This is a genomic window from Pararoseomonas sp. SCSIO 73927 (assembly GCF_037040815.1).
In the GTDB taxonomy this organism is placed as follows: Bacteria; Pseudomonadota; Alphaproteobacteria; order Acetobacterales; family Acetobacteraceae; genus Roseomonas.
In genome coordinates this window covers 4,522,986-4,539,151 of sequence record NZ_CP146232.1, presented here as the reverse complement: position 1 = coordinate 4,539,151, position 16,166 = coordinate 4,522,986, and the positions used below count along the sequence as shown (strand labels likewise).

Genomic DNA, 16,166 nt, shown 5'->3' with positions numbered 1-16,166 from the left:
GCCGCCAGCGCAGATCATGCCAGCCCAAGACCCCCTCGCCCCCCTTCTCGCTCCGATCGAGACCCTGCCCGAGGCCGCTGGGCGGGCGGGCCGGCTGGCCGACGCCGCCGGCCCGCGCGTGCTGGACCTGCTGCTGCACCTGCCCGAGCGCTACATGGACCGCAGCCGGATCACCCGCCTGGCCGATGCGGCGGATGGCGACATCGCCACCGTCCCGCTGCTGGTGGAGGAGGTGGTCGCCCCCCGGAACCCCTCCCAGCCCTGGGTGGTGAAGGCGAGCAGCGAGCGGGCGCTGCTGGACCTCGTCTACTTTCTTCGCGCCAAGTGGGTCGGCCCCTGGCTACACCGCGCTTTCCCGGAAGGCGCCGCCCGTACCGTCTCCGGCCGCGTCCGCCGCTACGGGGCCAAGTGGCAGATGGACGCCCCCGAATTCGTCTCTCCGCCGGACACCATTCCCGCCGTCCAGCCCGTCTGGCCTCTGGTGAAGGGACTCGGCCCGCGCGACGTGGCGAAGGCCATGGGCGGCGCCCTGGCCCGCCTGCCCGACATGCCGGAATGGCAGGACCCCGCGCATCTTCGCCGCCGCCGCTGGCCCGGCTTCGCCGAGGCCCTGCGCCTCCTCCAGGCCCCGGTTGCCGTCCCCCCGCCGGAGATTGTGGACCGGCTGGCCTATGACGAGCTCCTGGCGGGGCAGATCGCCATCGGCCTCGTCCGCCGGGCCGTGCTGGAGCGTCCCGGCCGATCCCTGCTGGGGGACGGCACCCTGCGGGAGCGCGCCCTGGCCGCCTTCGGCCACGAGCCCACCGACGCGCAGGCCCATGCCCTGGCCGAGATCGACGCGGACCTCGCCGCGCCCCGCCGGATGCTCCGCCTGCTGCAAGGCGACGTGGGCAGCGGCAAGACGCTGGTGGCGCTGCTGGCCATGCTCCGCGCCGTCGAGGCGGGTGCCCAGGCCGCGATCATGGCGCCGACCGAGATCCTGGCCCGCCAGCACCTCCGCACCTTCCAGCGGCTGGCCGGGGCGGCCGGGGTGGAGTGCGCTCTCCTGGCCGGCAGCGTAAAGGGGAAGGAGCGCAGCAAGGTGCTGCGGCGCCTCGCCGACGGATCCCTGCCCCTTGTGGTCGGCACCCACGCCCTGTTCCAGGAAGGGGTGCAGTTCCGGGATCTCGCCCTGGTGGTGGTGGACGAGCAGCACCGCTTCGGCGTCGCCCAGCGACTCATGCTGACTGAGAAGGGGACGGAGACGGACGTGCTGGTGATGACCGCCACCCCTATCCCCCGCACCCTCCTGCTCACCCAATGGGGCGAGATGGCCGTCTCCCGCCTGGAGGGGCGCCCGGCCGGGCGGAAGCCCATCGTGACCCGCATCGTCTCCCGCGACCGGCGGGACGAGGTGCTGGCCGCCCTGCGCCGCGCTTTCGACAAGGGCGACCGCGCCTACTGGGTGGTCCGCGCCATCGAGGAGGGCGAGGCGCACGACAACGTCGCGGCCGAGACCACCTTCGCCGGGCTGAAGGAGGTGTTCGGGGAGAAGGTCCGCCTCGCCCACGGCGCGCAGAGCCTGGAGGTGAGGGAGGCGGCGCTGGGCGACTTCGCCGCCGGCCGCGCGCAGCTCCTCGTCGCCACCACGGTCGTCGAGGTGGGCGTGGACGTGCCGGAGGCCACGATCATGATCATCGAGCAGGCCGAGCGCTTCGGCCTCTCCGCCCTGCACCAACTCCGCGGCCGGGTGGGGCGGGGCAGCGCGCAGTCCTATTGCCTCCTCCTCCCCTCCGCCGATCTGCTGGAGGGCGAGAAGCGTCGCCTGGCCGTGATCCGGGACACGGAGGACGGCTTCGTCATTGCCGATGCCGACCTGGACCAGCGCGGCGGCGGCGACGCGCTGGGCACCCGCCAGGCCGGGCAGATCGGCCGCCGCATCGCGGACCCGCAGCGCCATGGCGGGCTGGTGCGGGTGGCGCACCAGGAGGCGGAGCTGCTGCTGGGGAAGGATCCCGGCCTGTCCGGCACGGAGCGGGGGCGGGCGGCACGGCTGCTGCTGGGCATCTTCGGCCACGACCTCAGCCTGAAGCCGCTCGCGGCCGGGTAACTGAACCCGGCCGTCCCAGGATCAGCCGCGGATCGCGACGGCGAGGCTCGGCCGGTTGAGGGCGTCGTCGATCGCCTGCGTCATGGCCCGCAAGGCTGTCTGGCGAAGGTCCTCGATGTCCGCGAAGACGCCCGTGATCGCGAGGAGGCTCCCGTCCACCACGTGGGAGCGCCCCGTCTCCGACCACACCTGCGCGCCCGTCGCACGGTTGTACAAGGTGAGCTGGAACTCGGCCGTCGCCTCGCGCCGGACGTACTGGCTCGCGTCGAACTGCACGATCCTGACACGTAGTTCGTAGGCGCCGGTCGCGGGCGCTGCCAGGCCGCGGGCGGCCAGGGCCTCTCGAAATGCCTGTGCCACCGCATCCCGGACGGGAACCGGCGTCTCCAGCCGCTTCAACGGGTTCCCGTAGCCGCCGCGGATCGTGCCCACCCAGTTCGCGTCCTCCCGGCCATCCTTGCGGGCATCCACAACCTCGCCGACCGAGATGATTGGGCGCGCGCCGGCGACCACGGCGGGCGGCGAGGCGGGGCTGTATGGGATGCCGGCCTGTGTCGCGCAGGCGCCGAGCAGCAGCAGGGCAGCGAGCCCAACGAAGCGAATCATGATGATCTCCACCGGCGGCGGGACGTTACCCGGGCCGCGGGCGCCCGCAAGATGCAGGCCGTGTACGTGCACCCCACCGCATATGCCTGGTCCCGGCACCTGCCGGTGCTTCGCCTCCGGGGTCTTGCGCCCCTCCCCTGCCCGCCGTAACCCAAGCGCCGGCGGGGCCTCCCGGTGCCCCCGTCTTCAGGGGGACCTCACCGTGGACGTGCCGCACATCGAGATCGACCGCCTGACGAAGCGCTTCGGCGCCTTCACGGCGGTGGACGACCTCTCCTTCACCGTCCATCCCGGCGAGGTGCTGGGCTTCCTCGGTCCCAACGGCGCCGGCAAGTCCACGACCATGAAGATGCTCGCCGGCTTCGTGACCCCCACCGCCGGCACGGCCCGCATCATGGGCGAGGACGTGACGGAGCGCCCCGTTCAGGCCCGTCGTCACCTCGGATACCTGCCGGAAGGGGCGCCGACCTACCCGGAGATGACCGTCACCGGATTCCTCCTCTTCACCGCCCGCGCCCGGGGATACCGCGGCACCGATGCGGGCGACCGGGTGCACGACGCGATGCGGATGACCCAGCTGGAGGAGGTTCGCCTCCAGCCGATCGAGACCCTGTCCAAGGGCTTCAAGCGCCGCGTCGGCCTCGCCCAGGCCTTGCTGCACGACCCGCCCGTGCTGGTGCTGGACGAGCCGACGGACGGGCTGGACCCAAACCAGAAGCACGAGGTCCGCAGCCTCATCGCCCGCATGGCGGCGGAGAAGGCCATCCTCATCTCCACCCACATCCTGGAGGAGGTGGGCGCCGTCTGCACGCGCGCCATCGTCATCGCCCGCGGCCGCATCGTGGCGGACGCCACCCCGGCGGAGCTGGCGGCGCGCGGCCCGGACCTCGACACCGTCTTCCGCAACCTGACGCAGGAGGCCGCGTGATGGGCCCCGTGATGACCGTCGCGCGGCGGGAGCTGGCCTCCTACTTCGCCACCCCGGTGGCCACCGTCTTCATCGTCATCTTCCTGGTGATGTCGGGCACCCTCACCTTTACCCTGGGTAACTTCTTCGCCCGCGGCACGGCGGACCTGCAGCCCTTCTTCGCCTTCGTGCCGTGGCTCTTCCTCTTCCTCGTGCCCGCCATCACCATGCGCCTCTGGGCGGAGGAGCGGCGGCTCGGCACGATCGAGCTGCTGCTCACCCTTCCCATCGCCGGGTGGCAGGCCGTGCTCGGCAAGTTCCTGGCGGCCTGGGCCTTCTGCGCCATCGCGCTCGCCCTCACCTTTCCGCTGATCATTACCGTCAACGTGCTGGGAAACCCCGACAACGGCGTGATCGCGGCGGGCTATCTCGGCTGCCTTCTCGTCGCCGGCGCCTACCTGGCCATCGGCGCCGCCATCTCGGCCCTCACGAAGAACCAGGTCATCGCCTTCGTCCTCGGGGTCGCGGCCTGCTTCCTCTTCGCGGCCGCCGGCTCGCCGGTCGTCACGGAGTTCCTCTCCCGCAACCTGCCCTGGATGGCGGAGACGGCGCGCGGCCTCTCCGTCACGGACCGCCTCGGCGCCTTCTCCCGCGGGGTGGTCGCCTTCCGCGACATCCTGTTCTTCGCCAGCTTCATCGGCGTGTGGCTCTTCGCCAACACCATCGCCGTCGACCTTCGCAAGGCGGACTGAGCCCGTGAGCGACCTCCCCACCATCCCCGTCGGCGCCCCGAAGCCGCGGGGCCGCGGCACCGTCATCGCCCTCGGGGCGCTCGCTGCCGCCGCGGTGCTCGCCGTCGGCGTCAACGTACTGACGGACCGCTACCTCTCCGGCGCCCGCGTCGACCTGACGGAGCAGCGCCTCTACACCCTGTCCGACGGCACGCGGCGGGAGCTGGCGAACCTCCGGGACCCGATCACCCTCCGCCTCTTCTACTCCCGCCGCCTCGGCGCCGCAGTCCCGGTCTTCGGCGCCTATGCCGACCGCGTCAGGGAGATGCTGCGGGAGTACGTCGCCCTCTCGGGCGGGAAGATCCGGCTGGAGATGCTGGACCCTGAGCCCTTCTCGGAGACGGAGGACCGGGCGCTCGGCCTCGGCCTTCAGGCCGCGCCGCTCAACAACGAGGGGGAGCAGGTCTATTTCGGCCTCACTGGCACCAACCTGCTGGACGACGAGCGGACCATCCCCTTCTTCCAGCCGGACCGCGAGCGCTTCCTGGAATACGACCTGACGCGCCTCGTCCACGAGCTCTCCAATCCCTCCCGCCCCGTCCTCGGCCTCATCTCCTCCCTGCCCCTGAACGGCGACCCGCGCGCGATGATGATGCGCGTGCCCGGCGCCGGGCAGCCCTTCCAGGTGATGACCCAGCTCCGTCAATTCTTCACCGTGAAGGAGGTGGGGCCCGACACCCAGTCGATCCCGTCCGACGTGCAGGTGCTGATGGTCGCCCACGCCCAGGACCTGCCCGCCCCCGCCCTCTACGCCATCGACCAGTTCGTCATGCGCGGCGGCAAGCTGCTGGCGCTGACGGACCCGCACAGCGAGAGCCAGGCCGCCCGCCCCGACCCCACCGGGCGCCCCGCCGGGCCGACCTCCTCCTCCCTCGACCGCCTGTTCAATGCGTGGGGGATCGAGGCGCCTTCGGACCGTGTCGTGCTGGACCAGCGCGGCGCCTGGCGTGTCCGCGCCGCGCCGACGGACCGCGTCGGCTCGGTGGACTACCTCGCTTGGTTCACCGCCCAGGGCGAGAGCCTGGACCGCTCCGACGTGGCCACGGCGGAGCTGAACGGCCTCGCCTTCGCGAGTGCCGGGGAGGTGCGGAAGCGCCAGGGCTCCACCGTGGAGCTCACCCCCCTCGTCACGGCATCGCCTCAGTCGCAGCTGGTGGATGCCGCCCGCGTGCGGCAGGCGCCGGAGCCGGCCCGGATCCTGGCGGATTTCCGGCCCGACGGGGGGCGCCACGTCCTCCTCGCGCGCGTCCGCGGCATTCTCCGCAGCGCCTTCCCGGAGGGGCCGCCCGCCCTGCCGGAAGGGGTGCAGCGCGCCCCCGGCCTGCCCGCCCATGTTCAGCAGACGAGTGCCCCCGCCAACCTCGTCGTGGGCAACGACACGGACATCCTCGAGGACCGTTTCTGGGTCCGGGTCCAGGACTTCTTCGGCCAGCAAGTCGCGACCCCCACCGCCGACAACGGCGCGCTGGTGACGAACCTCGCCGACACGCTGGCGGGCGGGGACAGCCTCATCTCCCTGCGCTCCCGCGGCGAGAGCCTGCGGCCCTTCACCCTGGTGGACTCCATGCGCTCGGAGGCCGATGCCCGCTACCGCCAGACCGAGCGCGGCCTGACGGAACGGCTCCAGGCCACCGAGCGCCGCCTGCGCGAGCTGCGCCAGGGCCCGTCCGGCGCCGCGACCGGCGCGAACGGCGGCGCCGCGGCCGGCGCCGGCACGGTCATCACCCCGGAGCAGCGGGCCGAGATCGACGCCGCCCGCACGGAAATCCTGAACACCCGCCAGCAGCTGCGCGGCGTGCAGCGGGAGCTGCGACAGGGGATCGAGGGGCTGGAGACCTGGCTACGCGTGGTCAACATCGCCCTCGTGCCCGCGCTCCTCACCCTTTTCGCGATCGGTCTCGCGGTGATCCGCGCCCGGCGGCGCGCGGAGGCGCGGGGGTAGCGCCATGCCGCTGAACCGACGTCACCTGACCGTCCTCGGCGGCGCCGCGGTGGTGGCCGCGGGCGCCGCCGCCCTCCTGGCCGGGCCGGAAGGCACACCGCCCCGCCCGGAGGCTCCGCTGGCCTTCCCTGCCCTGTCGGGCCGCCTCGCCGCCGCGCAGCGCGTCGAGGTGCGTCAGGGGCCGGGCAGTCTCACGCTCCAGCGCGGCACGGGCGATGTCTGGGCGCTGCCGCAGAAGGCAGGCTACCCGGCCCGGGCCGACCGGGTACGCGCCCTCCTCGTTGCCCTCACCGAGCTGCGCCTGGCGGAGCCGCGCACGGCCGACCCGGAGGCCCTGGCCCGCCTCGGCCTCGACGAACCGGGCCTCAACACCCCCGCGCTGCTCCTGCGGGTGCTGGACGGCGCCGGCGCCCCGCTGGCCGAGCTCGTCGTCGGGCGCCGGCGGGTGCGGACGATCGGCGGGCCGGAGGGGCCGGGCGGCGAGACGGCCTATGTGCGCCGCCCCGGGGAAAACCAGTCCTGGCTGGCCGAGGGAAGCCTGCCCGTCGATGCCGACCCCGCCCTCTGGATCGAGCGCGAGATCGCCAACATTCCGGAGGAGCGCGTCCGCCGCGTCTCCGGCACGCGGGACGGCAGGACCGTGGAGCTGCAGCGGGAGGAAGGTCCCGATGGCCGCCTCCGCCTCGCCGCCCCCGCGAACGCCCCGCCGGCCGACGAGGTCTCGCTCGACGAGGTCGGCCGCGCCCTGGAAGGGCTGACCCTCGTCGATGTCCGAACCGAGGCGGAGGCGCCCGGCGAGGCGGCGGGCGAGGGCCGATTCACCCTGACCGACAACCTGAGCGTCACGGCCCGGTTGCGCCAGGAGAACGGCAACGTCTGGCTCCTCCTCTCCGCGACCGGCGACGAGGAGGCCGCGCGTCTCAACGCCCGCTGGCGCGGCTGGGCCTATCAGGTCGGCGCCTGGAAGCTTCCCGCCTTCGCGCCGAGCCTCGACACGCTGAAGAAGCGCGAGGGGTGAGCGGGCGGGAGTATCCGGACCGGCCCTGGATCGGGATCGGCCTCCTTGCCTTCCGCGGGGAGGAGGTGCTGCTCGTCCGCCGCGCCCGCCCGCCGCGCGAGGGCGAGTGGACCGTGCCCGGCGGGGCGCAGGACCTGGGCGAGTCGGCCGAGGAATGCGCCCGGCGCGAGCTGCGGGAGGAGACGGGGGTGGAGGTCGGGCCGCTCTCCCTCGTCGCCTGCGTGGACATCGTCCAGCGCGACGGGGAAGAACGCGACGGGGAAGGGCGCGACGGGGGCGGGCGCATCCGCTTCCACTACACCATCATCGACTTCGCCGGCCGGTGGACTGCCGGCGAGCCGAGGCCGGGCGACGACGCGACGGAAGTGCGCTTCTTCTCCCCGGCGGAACTGGAGGGGCTCGACCTCTGGGACGAGACCCTCCGCGTCATCGCCGAGGCGAGAGGGCGGCTGCCTCCGGCCTAACCGGCCCCCTTCCCGCTAGGCGTAGAGCCTCTCGTTCTGCAGGTTGGTGTAGATCCCGCTCACGAACTCGGCGTAGCCGTTGAAGAGCTTCGTCGGCACCCGCTCGTTGCTGCCCAGCAGCCGCTCGCTCGCCTGGCTCCAGCGCGGATGCGCCACCTCCGGGTTCACGTTGGCCCAGAAGCCGTACTCGCTGGCCTGCAGCTTCTCCCAGTAGCCAACCGGCCGCTCCGCCTGGAACGTCACGCGCACGATCGATTTCGGCGCCTTGAACCCGTACTTCCAGGGCACGATCGCCCGGATGGGCGCGCCGTTCTGCGGCGGCAGGGGCTTGCCGTACATGCCGGTGGCGATGAAGGCCAGCTCGTTCCGCGCCTCCGCCATCGTGAAGCCGTCGGAATAGGGCCAGGGATACCAGCCCTGCCGCAACCCGGGCATGGTGTCACGCTGGGTCGCCGTCTCGAACACCACGTAGCGCGCCTCGGGCTTCGGCGCCGCCAGGCGCACCAGCTCCGACATCGGGAATCCGGTCCAGGGCACCGTCATTCCCCAGGCCTCCACGCAGCGGAAGCGATAGACCCTCTCCTCCAGGTTCACCTGCCGCAGCAGGTCCTCCAGCCCGATCTCGCGGGGGTTCGCCACCATCCCCTCGAAGCGGATGGACCAGGGGCTGACCTTGAGCCGCTGGGCCGCGGCGGCAATGCTCTTGGACCCGCCGAACTCGTAGTAGTTGTTGTAGCTGGCGACGTCCCGCTCCGGCGTCACGTCGCGCCCGGGCTGGAAGCGCGTGTTGCGCATCGCTGGGGCGGCGGCCTGGGCGGCCGCGCCGCCGGGCGCCAGGGCAGCCCCGGCCAGCGCGGCGCCAGCGCCGAGCGCGGCCCGGCGACCGAGGACGAGGGCTTCGGGGGTCGCGGCGCTCTCGGGCAATTCCCAGCCGCGGCGGATGCGGATCAGCATGCTGACCTCCAAGGAAGGTGCACCACAACTCGGGTCCTCGGCGCCCGATTCAAGACGCCGCTTTGCGTTGCCCCACTCATGACACAAGCCCAGCCCGCAGCGGAGCGATGCGGGGGTCTCGCCCGGCCTCGCCGCCTGCTTCCCCCACGGCCGGCCGGGGCCGGGATTGCCGCTAGCCCTGCAGGCGCAGTCCCGCCTGCCGCACGATGCCCCGGAACTTCGCCAGCTCCGAAACCAGGAACTCCCGCGTCTCCTCCGGCGTCGTCGGGCGGGAGGGATCGACCCCGGCCCCGGCCAGCCGGTCCCGCACCGCGCCCTCGGCGAGCGCACCGTTCACCGCCGTGTTCAGCGCCGCGAGCGCCGACGCGGGCAGGCCCTTCGGGGCGAGCAGGACGTTCCAGGTCGTCACCTCGAAGCCCGGCGCCACGGTCTCGTCCAGGGTGGGGATCTCCGGGAAGAGCGGGTGGCGCGCCCTCGACGTCACCGCCAAGCCGCGCGAGTACCCGTCCCGCAGGTGCGGCGCGGAGGAGGCCAGCACCTCCAGCGAGTAGGCCACCTCGCCCTTCGCCAGCGCCTCCATCACGGCGGAGCCGCCGCGGTAGGGCACGTGCTCCGCCTGCAGGCCGCCCACGGAAATCTTCAGGTACTCCCCCGTCAGGTGCCCCACGCCGCCGACGCCGGAAGTGGCCCAGGAGAAGGCGTTGGGCCTCGCGCGCACGGCCTCCACCATTCCGCGCGCGTCCCGCCAGGGCGAGGCGGCCGGCACCACCACCACCAGCGGCCCGCCCCCGATCGCCGCGATCGGGGTGAAGTCCGTCACCGGGTCGTAGGGCGTCTGGGAGGGCAGCGCGGCAGGGTTGGTGGCGTGGGAGGAGGCGGTGGCGACGAGCAGGGTGTACCCGTCGGCAGGGCGCTGCCGGACCCATTCCCCGCCCACAGCCCCGCCCGCCCCGGCCCGGTTCTCCACGATGATCCGCGCCCCCGGCCCGAGGCGCGGCCCCATCCGCTCCGCCAGCACCCGGGCCGCGATGTCGGTGGAGCCCCCGGCGAGGAAGGGCACGACAAGGCTGATCGGCCGGTCCGCCACCCAGGCCGGGGCCTGCGCCAGGGCGGGCATGGCCAGGACGGGCATAGCCACGGGCAGGGCGGGGGCCGACAGGGCGGCCTTCACGAGGGCGCGGCGACGCATGGAACGATCCTCTCCGGCGCGACCCCTCTGCCAGTCGGCGGGAGCCATTGTCGGGAGTGTGCCAGGACCGTCGGGCCGGTGCATAGGCGTCCGGGCCGGAGATCAGCGAGACGGGGTCAGCGAGACGGGGTCAGCGCGGCCGCGGCAGCAGCGCGGCGGGTTCCTCTCCCGGCGGCGTCTCCACCCGGAACAGCCGGTATCGCTCCGCCTCGACGCCCTCGCGCGCCCGCACGACCTCGCCCAGCGGCGCGGCGCCCGGCCAGAGGGGCGCCCCCTCCCCCCGCCGCAGGCTGCGCAGCATCAGCCCGGCCCGCCCGGCGGACGGCCTGGGCAGGGTGAAGAGATCCCAGCGCCCGCCGACCGCGACCACGGGCATTCCGGGTGGCAGGTGGAGCGCGAGCTGGGCCGCCAGCCCGTACTCCTCGGCGGCCACGAAATCGGCGCCGGCCGCCGCTCGCGCGGCCTCCACGTCCCGCGCCAGCTCCGGCCATCCGGCCAGCCGGGCAAGGGTGGGGTCCGCGGCGCGCGGCAATGGCACGGGCGAGAACCCGGCCTGGAGCAGGACGGCGAGGGTCATCCCGCCCCCGATCCAGGCGCCGATCCGCTGCCACCGCGCCGCCGCGAAACCGGCCGCCGCGATGCTGGCGGCGGGGTAGAGCACGGCCGGCCAATTTCCCTGCACCCGGCTTCCCGTCGCCTGCCAAAGGAAGATCAATGCCGCCGGCACGACTAGGGCGGCCAGCAGCCCCGCCCCGGCATCCCGCCGCGCCCAGGCCGCGACCGCGAGCCCCGTCCCGGCGGCGCAAAGAATCAGCAGCACCGGCGAGGCCAGGGCGAGCTGCCCCCCGAGCAGTTCCCAGACATAGCGCAGGCCGAACTCCGCCCCCGCCCCGGCCCGCCCGCCCTGCTTCGCGAAGGAGGCCCAGCCATGCGCCGCGTTCCACACCAGCACCGGCAGGAAGAGCAGCACGGCAACCGCCCCGCCGAGGTAGAGCCGGCCATCCCGCCACCAGCGGCGGGCCGAGGGCTCCGCGACCAGCCAGAGCAGCAGCCCGGCCCCGAACAGCGCGGCCGTGTACTTGGAGAGCAGGGCGCAGCCGGCCAGGGCGCCGACCGCCAGCCACCAGCGCCCGTCGCCCGATGCGTGGAGGCGCGCCGCCGCCCAGAGCGAGAGGCACCAGAAGACGAAAAGCGGCGTGTCCGGCGTCATCAGCACCGCGCCCGCATTCGTCAGCGGCATCGCGTTCAGCAGCAGCGCCGCCCACTTCCCCGGCCGCCGGTCCGGGAAGAGCGCGTCCCCCGCCGCGGCCACCGCGAGCGAGGCCAGGGCCATCCCGAGCGGCCCGAACAGCCGGATGCCCAGGGCATCGTCGCCCAGCAGCGCCGTGCCGGCAGCGATCCACAGCGCGACCATGGGCGGGTGGTCGAGGTAGCCCGCCTGCAGGTCCCGGCCCCAGACCCAGTAGTAGGCCTCGTCCGGCGCCAGGGGCAGCAGCGCCGCCGCGGCGAGCCGGAGGGCGGTAAGCGCCAGCAGGCCGAGGATCCAGGGGCTCACCGCCCCCGCCAGACCAGGGTGGAGGAGACGGCGTAGTTCCACACCACGGTCAGCAGCGCCCCGGCCGCCCCGGCCAGGCCCCAGCCGGCCAGCCCCTCATGGACCAGCAGCCCGGCGATGCCGACATTCGCCACGGCCCCGATCGTGCAGACCGCGTAGAACAGCGCCAGCCCCCGCGCCAGCCGCGGCCCGCGCAGCCGCAGGTCGCGGTAGGTGATGCGGTTGTTCAGGAGGAAGTTCACGGTCATTGCCGTGAAGGTGGCGGCCCATTGCGCCGCCTCGAACTGCAGCCCCGGCACCTGCGAGGCGAGCAAGAGCACGGCCAGGTGCACCACCAGCCCCACCGCGCCCACGGCGGCGAAGGAGATGAAGCGCCAGGGCAGCAGCCCGCCGAGCGCCTTGTCCGCTAGCAGCCCGAGAAATTCCAGCAGCACCGTGGCGTCGAGCTTGGACTCGCCCGCTACCCGAGGCCGGAAGCGGTAGGGCACCTCCGCCACCCGAAGCGGCCGCCCGGCCGAGAGCAGGATGTCCAGCAGGATCTTGAAGCCGCGGACGGAGAGCCGGGGCGCGATCGCCTCGAAGAGCGGGCGCGGCATCAGGAAGAAGCCGCTCATCGGGTCGCCCACCGGGGTGGGCAGCAGCATCGCGGCCAGCCGCGTCCCGGCGTCGCTCACCCGGGCGCGGCCGGCGGAGAAGCCCGCCCCGGCCTCGCCACCCTCCACGTGGCGGCTGCCCACCGCTACCTCGGCGCCACCCCTCCGCACCGCCGCCAGCATGGCCGGCAGGATCGTCTCGTCGTGCTGCAGGTCGCCGTCGATCACCGCGACATAGGGAGCGGAGGAGGAAAGCACCCCTTCGGTGACCGCGGAGGCGAGGCCGCGCCGCCCGACGCGCCGGATGCCGCGCACACGCGGATCCCGGGCGGCCAGCTCCCTCACCCGGGCGGCGGTGCCGTCCGGGCTGTCGTCGTCCACGAAGACGACTTCCCAGGCCGTGCCGGAGAGCGCCGCGCCCAGCCGCTCCACCATCGGGGCGACGTTCGCCGCCTCGTTGTAGCAGGGCACGACGACCGTGATCTCGGCGGGGAGGAGGATTTCGGCCGGCACGGCGGCGGCTTACCCCGCGCGCGCACCCGCCGGAAGGGGGCCCGGCGCTACGCCCATCCCGTGCCCCCTTCCCGGCCCCGCCGGATGGGCGTAGCGCCGGGCCGATGCCCGACCTCCTCCTTCCCGGCCCTCTCTCCTCCGGCGCTCCCTCCCCGGGCATCCTGGCGGCGGTCGCCCTCATCGTGGCGCTCTGCGCGGTCTTCCGGGGCTTCACGGGCTTCGGCTTCGCCATCATCGCCGTGCCGCTGATGAGCCTTGCCCTCCCGCCGATCCTGGCGGTTGCGGTGGCGGCCGGGCTGCAGCTCCTGGGCGGGCTGATGGATTTCCGGGGCGCCGCGCGCGAGTGCCACTGGCCCTCCGTGCGCTGGCTGGCGGCCGGCTCCGTCGTCGCCTCGCCCCTGGGCACGGTGCTGCTGGCCTGGCTGCCGGCGGATGCGGCGCGTCTGGTGCTGGCCGGGGCCTGCGGCATCGCGGTGCTGGCGCTCGGCATCGGCCATGGCTTCCGCAGCATGCCCGGGCGCAACACCACGGTGGCGGCCGGGGCCCTCTCCGGCCTGTTCAACGGGCTGGCCGCCATGCCCGGCCCGCCCGCCGTGGCCTACTACCTCGCCCTGCCGATGGCGCCCGTGCAGGTCCGGGCCTCGCTCCTCGTCTTCTTCCTGTTCTCCGCCCTGCTCTCCAGCGCCAGCCTCCTCGCGATCGGCGCCTTCGGGCGTGTGGAGACGCTGCTCGTCCTCGCCGGCACGCCGCTGATGCTCGCCGGCTCGTATCTCGGTGCCCGGCTGTTCAGGCGGCTGGGCGGGGCGCATCGGCGCGTCTCCCTGCTCACCCTGGCCCTCGTGGCCCTCCTCACCGCCGCCCGGGGCCTCGCCGGGCTCCTGGCCGGCGCCGGGTAGCGCGCGAGGGCGGAGGAGCGGGAGGGCGCCGTCAGGGCCAGCCGACCAGCCGCAACGCGGCTTCCGGCCCGGCCAGCATCTCCACCAGCCGCAGCCGCTCCACATGGGTCAGGCCCGCGGACGACCCGTCCCGGGCAACCCTTTCCGCCGCTGCCGTCAAGGCGAGGTCGTAGCTCTCCGCCCCGCCCAGGCGGCGCCCGCTGCCCTCGATCCGGCGGAGCAGGCGCGCCGCCTCCTCCAGGGACGGTGCCGCGGCCCGGGCCGCGGGGCGGCCGGATCTCCGCAGCGCGGCGAGCGGGGCCAGCAGTTCCTCGGAGAGAAGCCCGGCAAAGCTCGCCCGGCAGGTCTCCTCGGCGGCCCGCCGGATCGCCTGAAGCCGCTCCCGCCTGGCCGGCAGGCCGAGAAGGCCGGAAGCCTCGAAGTCATCGGCCAGGGCGCAGACAGCCAGGGCGTCGGTCGCGGCGCGGCGCGCGCGCCCGCAGGCATCGGCCGGCGGCACGCCCGCCGCCTCGCGCCGGTGCAGGTACTCGTCCACGGCGCCCTGCACGGTGCGGGCCGCCTGGGCCGAGCCGGGGGGTGAGAGGCGGGCGGCGAGCGCCGCGATGCTCGCCGGGCGCGAGGCCCGCACCATCAGCAGCCGGAGGACCACCTCCAGCGCCGCGCCGCCCTCCGCGACCGCGCCCTCCAGCGCCTGGTGGGCCAACACTTCCGGAGGCCCTTCCGACGCGGCCTGCAGCGCGGGCCAGATCGCCACGGCATGGCGCCAGCCCGCCGCGCAGCGCTCCCGCAGCGCCGGGTACTCCCGCCGGGGCAGGCCCGAGGCCTCCCACCCCGCGGGCGGGATCTCCGGCAGGATCCCGGCGGCAACCGGCCAGAGCGTCCGGCCGAGCTCGAGGACGCGCAGGGGCTGCTCGGCGGTCAGGCCCGCGCAGAGGGCGTCCAGCCGCCCCGCCTCCGGCCCCAGCGCCGCCTCGACCGCGGCGGAGATCGCCCGCAGCGCCGTGCGCGGGACCCCCGCCGCGCCCGGCCTCCAGGCCGTCGGCGGCACGATCAGCGTGTCGAGGGGGAGGAAGAGGAGCCGGGTGAAACCGAGCGGGCGCGGCAGGTTCATCTCACGCAGCCGCGGCCGCGCGCGCTCCAGCAGGCGGTCGGCGCCGGCGCGATCGGGCAGGTCGTCGATCAGGGAAACCACCCGGGCCAGCTGCTCCCGCGACGCGTCGGCGAGCGCGCCGCTCAGCAGCCGCAGCTCGGTGAGGGCGTGGCCGGTAAGGGCAGGCCCAGTGGGTGAAGAGCTGAGGGGCGTGGGGCCGAAGGGGGCGGGGCCGGTCGGGGTGCAGGCCGTCACAGGCATTCTTTCACGATCGCCTCGTTCCGCTCCGTCAGCTCGAGCAGCCGGCCCGTGCGCCAGTCCGTCATGCGGATCACGAACCGGCTGCGCATGCTGTGCGTGATGCTGTGCGGCTCGTCCGGTGCCTCCCCGGTCGCCTCGCCCGTCCAGCGGGTGACCTCGCGCGGCATGCTCGGCACCATCACGGCCATCTCACCGATCGTCGCGGCGCGCCCCATCCGGTCCGCGCTGCGCCAGAGGCCGGTCATCACGGACCAGCCGTCCAGCAGCCAGGCCAAGCGGGCGGTCTCGTCCAGCACGCCCTCCGCATCCCTCGTCCAGCGCAGCAGTAGGCCGCGCAGGTCCTCGGTCGCGGCGAGGACCCGCTCCACCAGGATCCGCCCGGCATCGACCGTGAGTCGGGCGGAACGGGCGATGAGCGAGGCGCAGCCGGAGTGCTGCGAGTCCACCGCCAGCTCGCCCCATCGCGCGACCTCCTCGGCCATCTCGCCGAGGACGAGGAGTTCGCCCTGGTAGCGCGCCCGAGTCGGGTCACCGCGGAAGCCCACGGCGAGATAGGCCTCGGTGAGGCCGTCCATGGCGGTCACCACGGCCGCGGGGGAGAGCCCGGCCTCATGGGCGAGGCGGGCGACGGCGCGCTCCGCGCGGCGCTGCACGCTCAGCGGCGCGTCCCGCTCCGGCGGGAGCGCGTGCTCCCCCGGCGACTCCGTCTGCCGGATGAGGAGCAGCAGGAGACGGTAGTTGGTGACCAGCCGCTGGTTGGCCTGGGTCCGCGCCGCCTCGGTGGCTGCCGCGGCGGCGTCCTGCCCCGCATAGCCTTCCCGCGCGACCTGCCGCGTGGCCCCGGTGATGGCGTCGGGCGTCACGGCCGGGATTCGTTCGATCAGTTCTACCAGCTGCCGGTCGTGCAGCGTGGGCGTGCAGATGTCCGAAAGCCCCCGCAGCGGCAGGACGTAGAAGCCCCGGACGCCCGCCGGGCTCGGGACGGCGATCTCCAGCCCTCGCCGGCCGCTCGGCCGCACGCGGCTGCCGAGCAGCATCGGCGTGGTGAAGCGCACCATTACCCCGCGCTCGAGGAATGTCGTCGGACGGGCATCGTCCACCGGCCCGGGAAGGACCGCCTGCTCTGGCCTGGGCTGCATGAGGTCAGGGTGGGGCAGAATGCCGAAGGAAGCGTAACCGCCGGCGCCTGCGGCAGAAGATCCGGGAGCGGATGCGACATCCGCTGCGGCGCCGCCGAACGGCGCTGTTCTCCGCAGGCCCGCTGTCTCCTGCCCTCGCCAGGCCGGACGCCCGGGGGT

At 74.2% G+C, this 16,166-nt stretch carries 14 protein-coding genes; 7 read left to right on the top strand and 7 right to left on the bottom strand.

Annotated features, from left to right (window positions below; genetic code table 11):
• Positions 1-16 precede the first annotated feature (16 nt).
• A complete protein-coding gene (gene recG / locus VQH23_RS21500) occupies positions 17-2,089 on the top strand; it encodes an ATP-dependent DNA helicase RecG (protein WP_338662713.1) in 2,073 nt (690 codons plus the stop codon).
• A gap of 21 nt (positions 2,090-2,110) precedes the next feature.
• Here recG and VQH23_RS21495 read toward each other — a convergent pair whose 3' ends face one another.
• The gene (locus VQH23_RS21495; RefSeq protein WP_338662712.1) at positions 2,111-2,695 is read right to left on the bottom strand and encodes a hypothetical protein; all 585 of its coding nucleotides are present in this window, start codon (positions 2,693-2,695) and stop codon (positions 2,111-2,113) included.
• Between the two features lie 202 nt (positions 2,696-2,897).
• On the opposite strand from VQH23_RS21495, the gene VQH23_RS21490 reads away from it, so the two are divergent.
• The 5 genes from VQH23_RS21490 to VQH23_RS21470 are packed head-to-tail and all read left to right on the top strand — an operon-like array spanning position 2,898 to position 7,817.
• Positions 2,898-3,623, top strand: a complete 726-nt coding sequence (locus tag VQH23_RS21490; RefSeq protein ID WP_338662711.1) for an ABC transporter ATP-binding protein — start codon at positions 2,898-2,900, stop codon at positions 3,621-3,623.
• On the top strand, positions 3,623-4,354 hold the full coding sequence (locus tag VQH23_RS21485; RefSeq protein WP_338662710.1) for an ABC transporter permease: 732 nt from the start codon (positions 3,623-3,625) through the stop codon (positions 4,352-4,354). Before VQH23_RS21490 ends, VQH23_RS21485 begins: the two co-directional genes overlap by 1 nt.
• Before the next feature lie 4 nt (positions 4,355-4,358).
• Positions 4,359-6,335: a GldG family protein gene (locus VQH23_RS21480; protein ID WP_338662709.1), complete on the top strand. Its 1,977-nt coding sequence runs from the start codon at positions 4,359-4,361 to the stop codon at positions 6,333-6,335.
• 4 nt (positions 6,336-6,339) lie between these two features.
• Positions 6,340-7,353: a DUF4340 domain-containing protein gene (locus VQH23_RS21475; RefSeq protein ID WP_338662708.1), complete on the top strand. Its 1,014-nt coding sequence runs from the start codon at positions 6,340-6,342 to the stop codon at positions 7,351-7,353.
• Complete coding sequence (locus VQH23_RS21470) at positions 7,350-7,817, top strand: NUDIX hydrolase (protein WP_338662707.1); 468 nt, start codon at positions 7,350-7,352, stop codon at positions 7,815-7,817. The genes VQH23_RS21475 and VQH23_RS21470 overlap by 4 nt, the downstream gene beginning before the upstream one ends.
• Before the next feature lie 15 nt (positions 7,818-7,832).
• On the opposite strand, the gene msrP is transcribed toward VQH23_RS21470, so the two are convergent.
• The 4 genes from msrP to VQH23_RS21450 all read right to left on the bottom strand — a co-directional run bounded on the left by msrP (position 7,833) and on the right by VQH23_RS21450 (position 12,621).
• The gene (gene msrP, locus VQH23_RS21465) at positions 7,833-8,771 is read right to left on the bottom strand and encodes a protein-methionine-sulfoxide reductase catalytic subunit MsrP (RefSeq protein ID WP_338662706.1); all 939 of its coding nucleotides are present in this window, start codon (positions 8,769-8,771) and stop codon (positions 7,833-7,835) included.
• Between the two features lie 172 nt (positions 8,772-8,943).
• A complete protein-coding gene (locus VQH23_RS21460; RefSeq protein ID WP_338662705.1) occupies positions 8,944-9,960 on the bottom strand; it encodes a tripartite tricarboxylate transporter substrate-binding protein in 1,017 nt (338 codons plus the stop codon).
• Between the two features lie 130 nt (positions 9,961-10,090).
• Entirely contained in the window at positions 10,091-11,515 is a 1,425-nt protein-coding gene (locus tag VQH23_RS21455; protein WP_338662704.1) for a glycosyltransferase family 39 protein, read from the bottom strand.
• Positions 11,512-12,621, bottom strand: a complete 1,110-nt coding sequence (locus VQH23_RS21450) for a glycosyltransferase family 2 protein (protein ID WP_338662703.1) — start codon at positions 12,619-12,621, stop codon at positions 11,512-11,514. Before VQH23_RS21450 ends, VQH23_RS21455 begins: the two co-directional genes overlap by 4 nt.
• A 104-nt stretch (positions 12,622-12,725) precedes the next feature.
• On the opposite strand from VQH23_RS21450, the gene VQH23_RS21445 reads away from it, so the two are divergent.
• On the top strand, positions 12,726-13,517 hold the full coding sequence (locus tag VQH23_RS21445; protein ID WP_338662702.1) for a sulfite exporter TauE/SafE family protein: 792 nt from the start codon (positions 12,726-12,728) through the stop codon (positions 13,515-13,517).
• A gap of 31 nt (positions 13,518-13,548) precedes the next feature.
• On the opposite strand, the gene VQH23_RS21440 is transcribed toward VQH23_RS21445, so the two are convergent.
• On the bottom strand, positions 13,549-14,868 hold the full coding sequence (locus VQH23_RS21440; protein WP_338662701.1) for a hypothetical protein: 1,320 nt from the start codon (positions 14,866-14,868) through the stop codon (positions 13,549-13,551).
• A complete protein-coding gene (locus VQH23_RS21435; RefSeq protein ID WP_338662700.1) occupies positions 14,859-15,968 on the bottom strand; it encodes a hypothetical protein in 1,110 nt (369 codons plus the stop codon). Before VQH23_RS21435 ends, VQH23_RS21440 begins: the two co-directional genes overlap by 10 nt.
• Between the last annotated feature and the right edge of the window lie 198 nt (positions 15,969-16,166).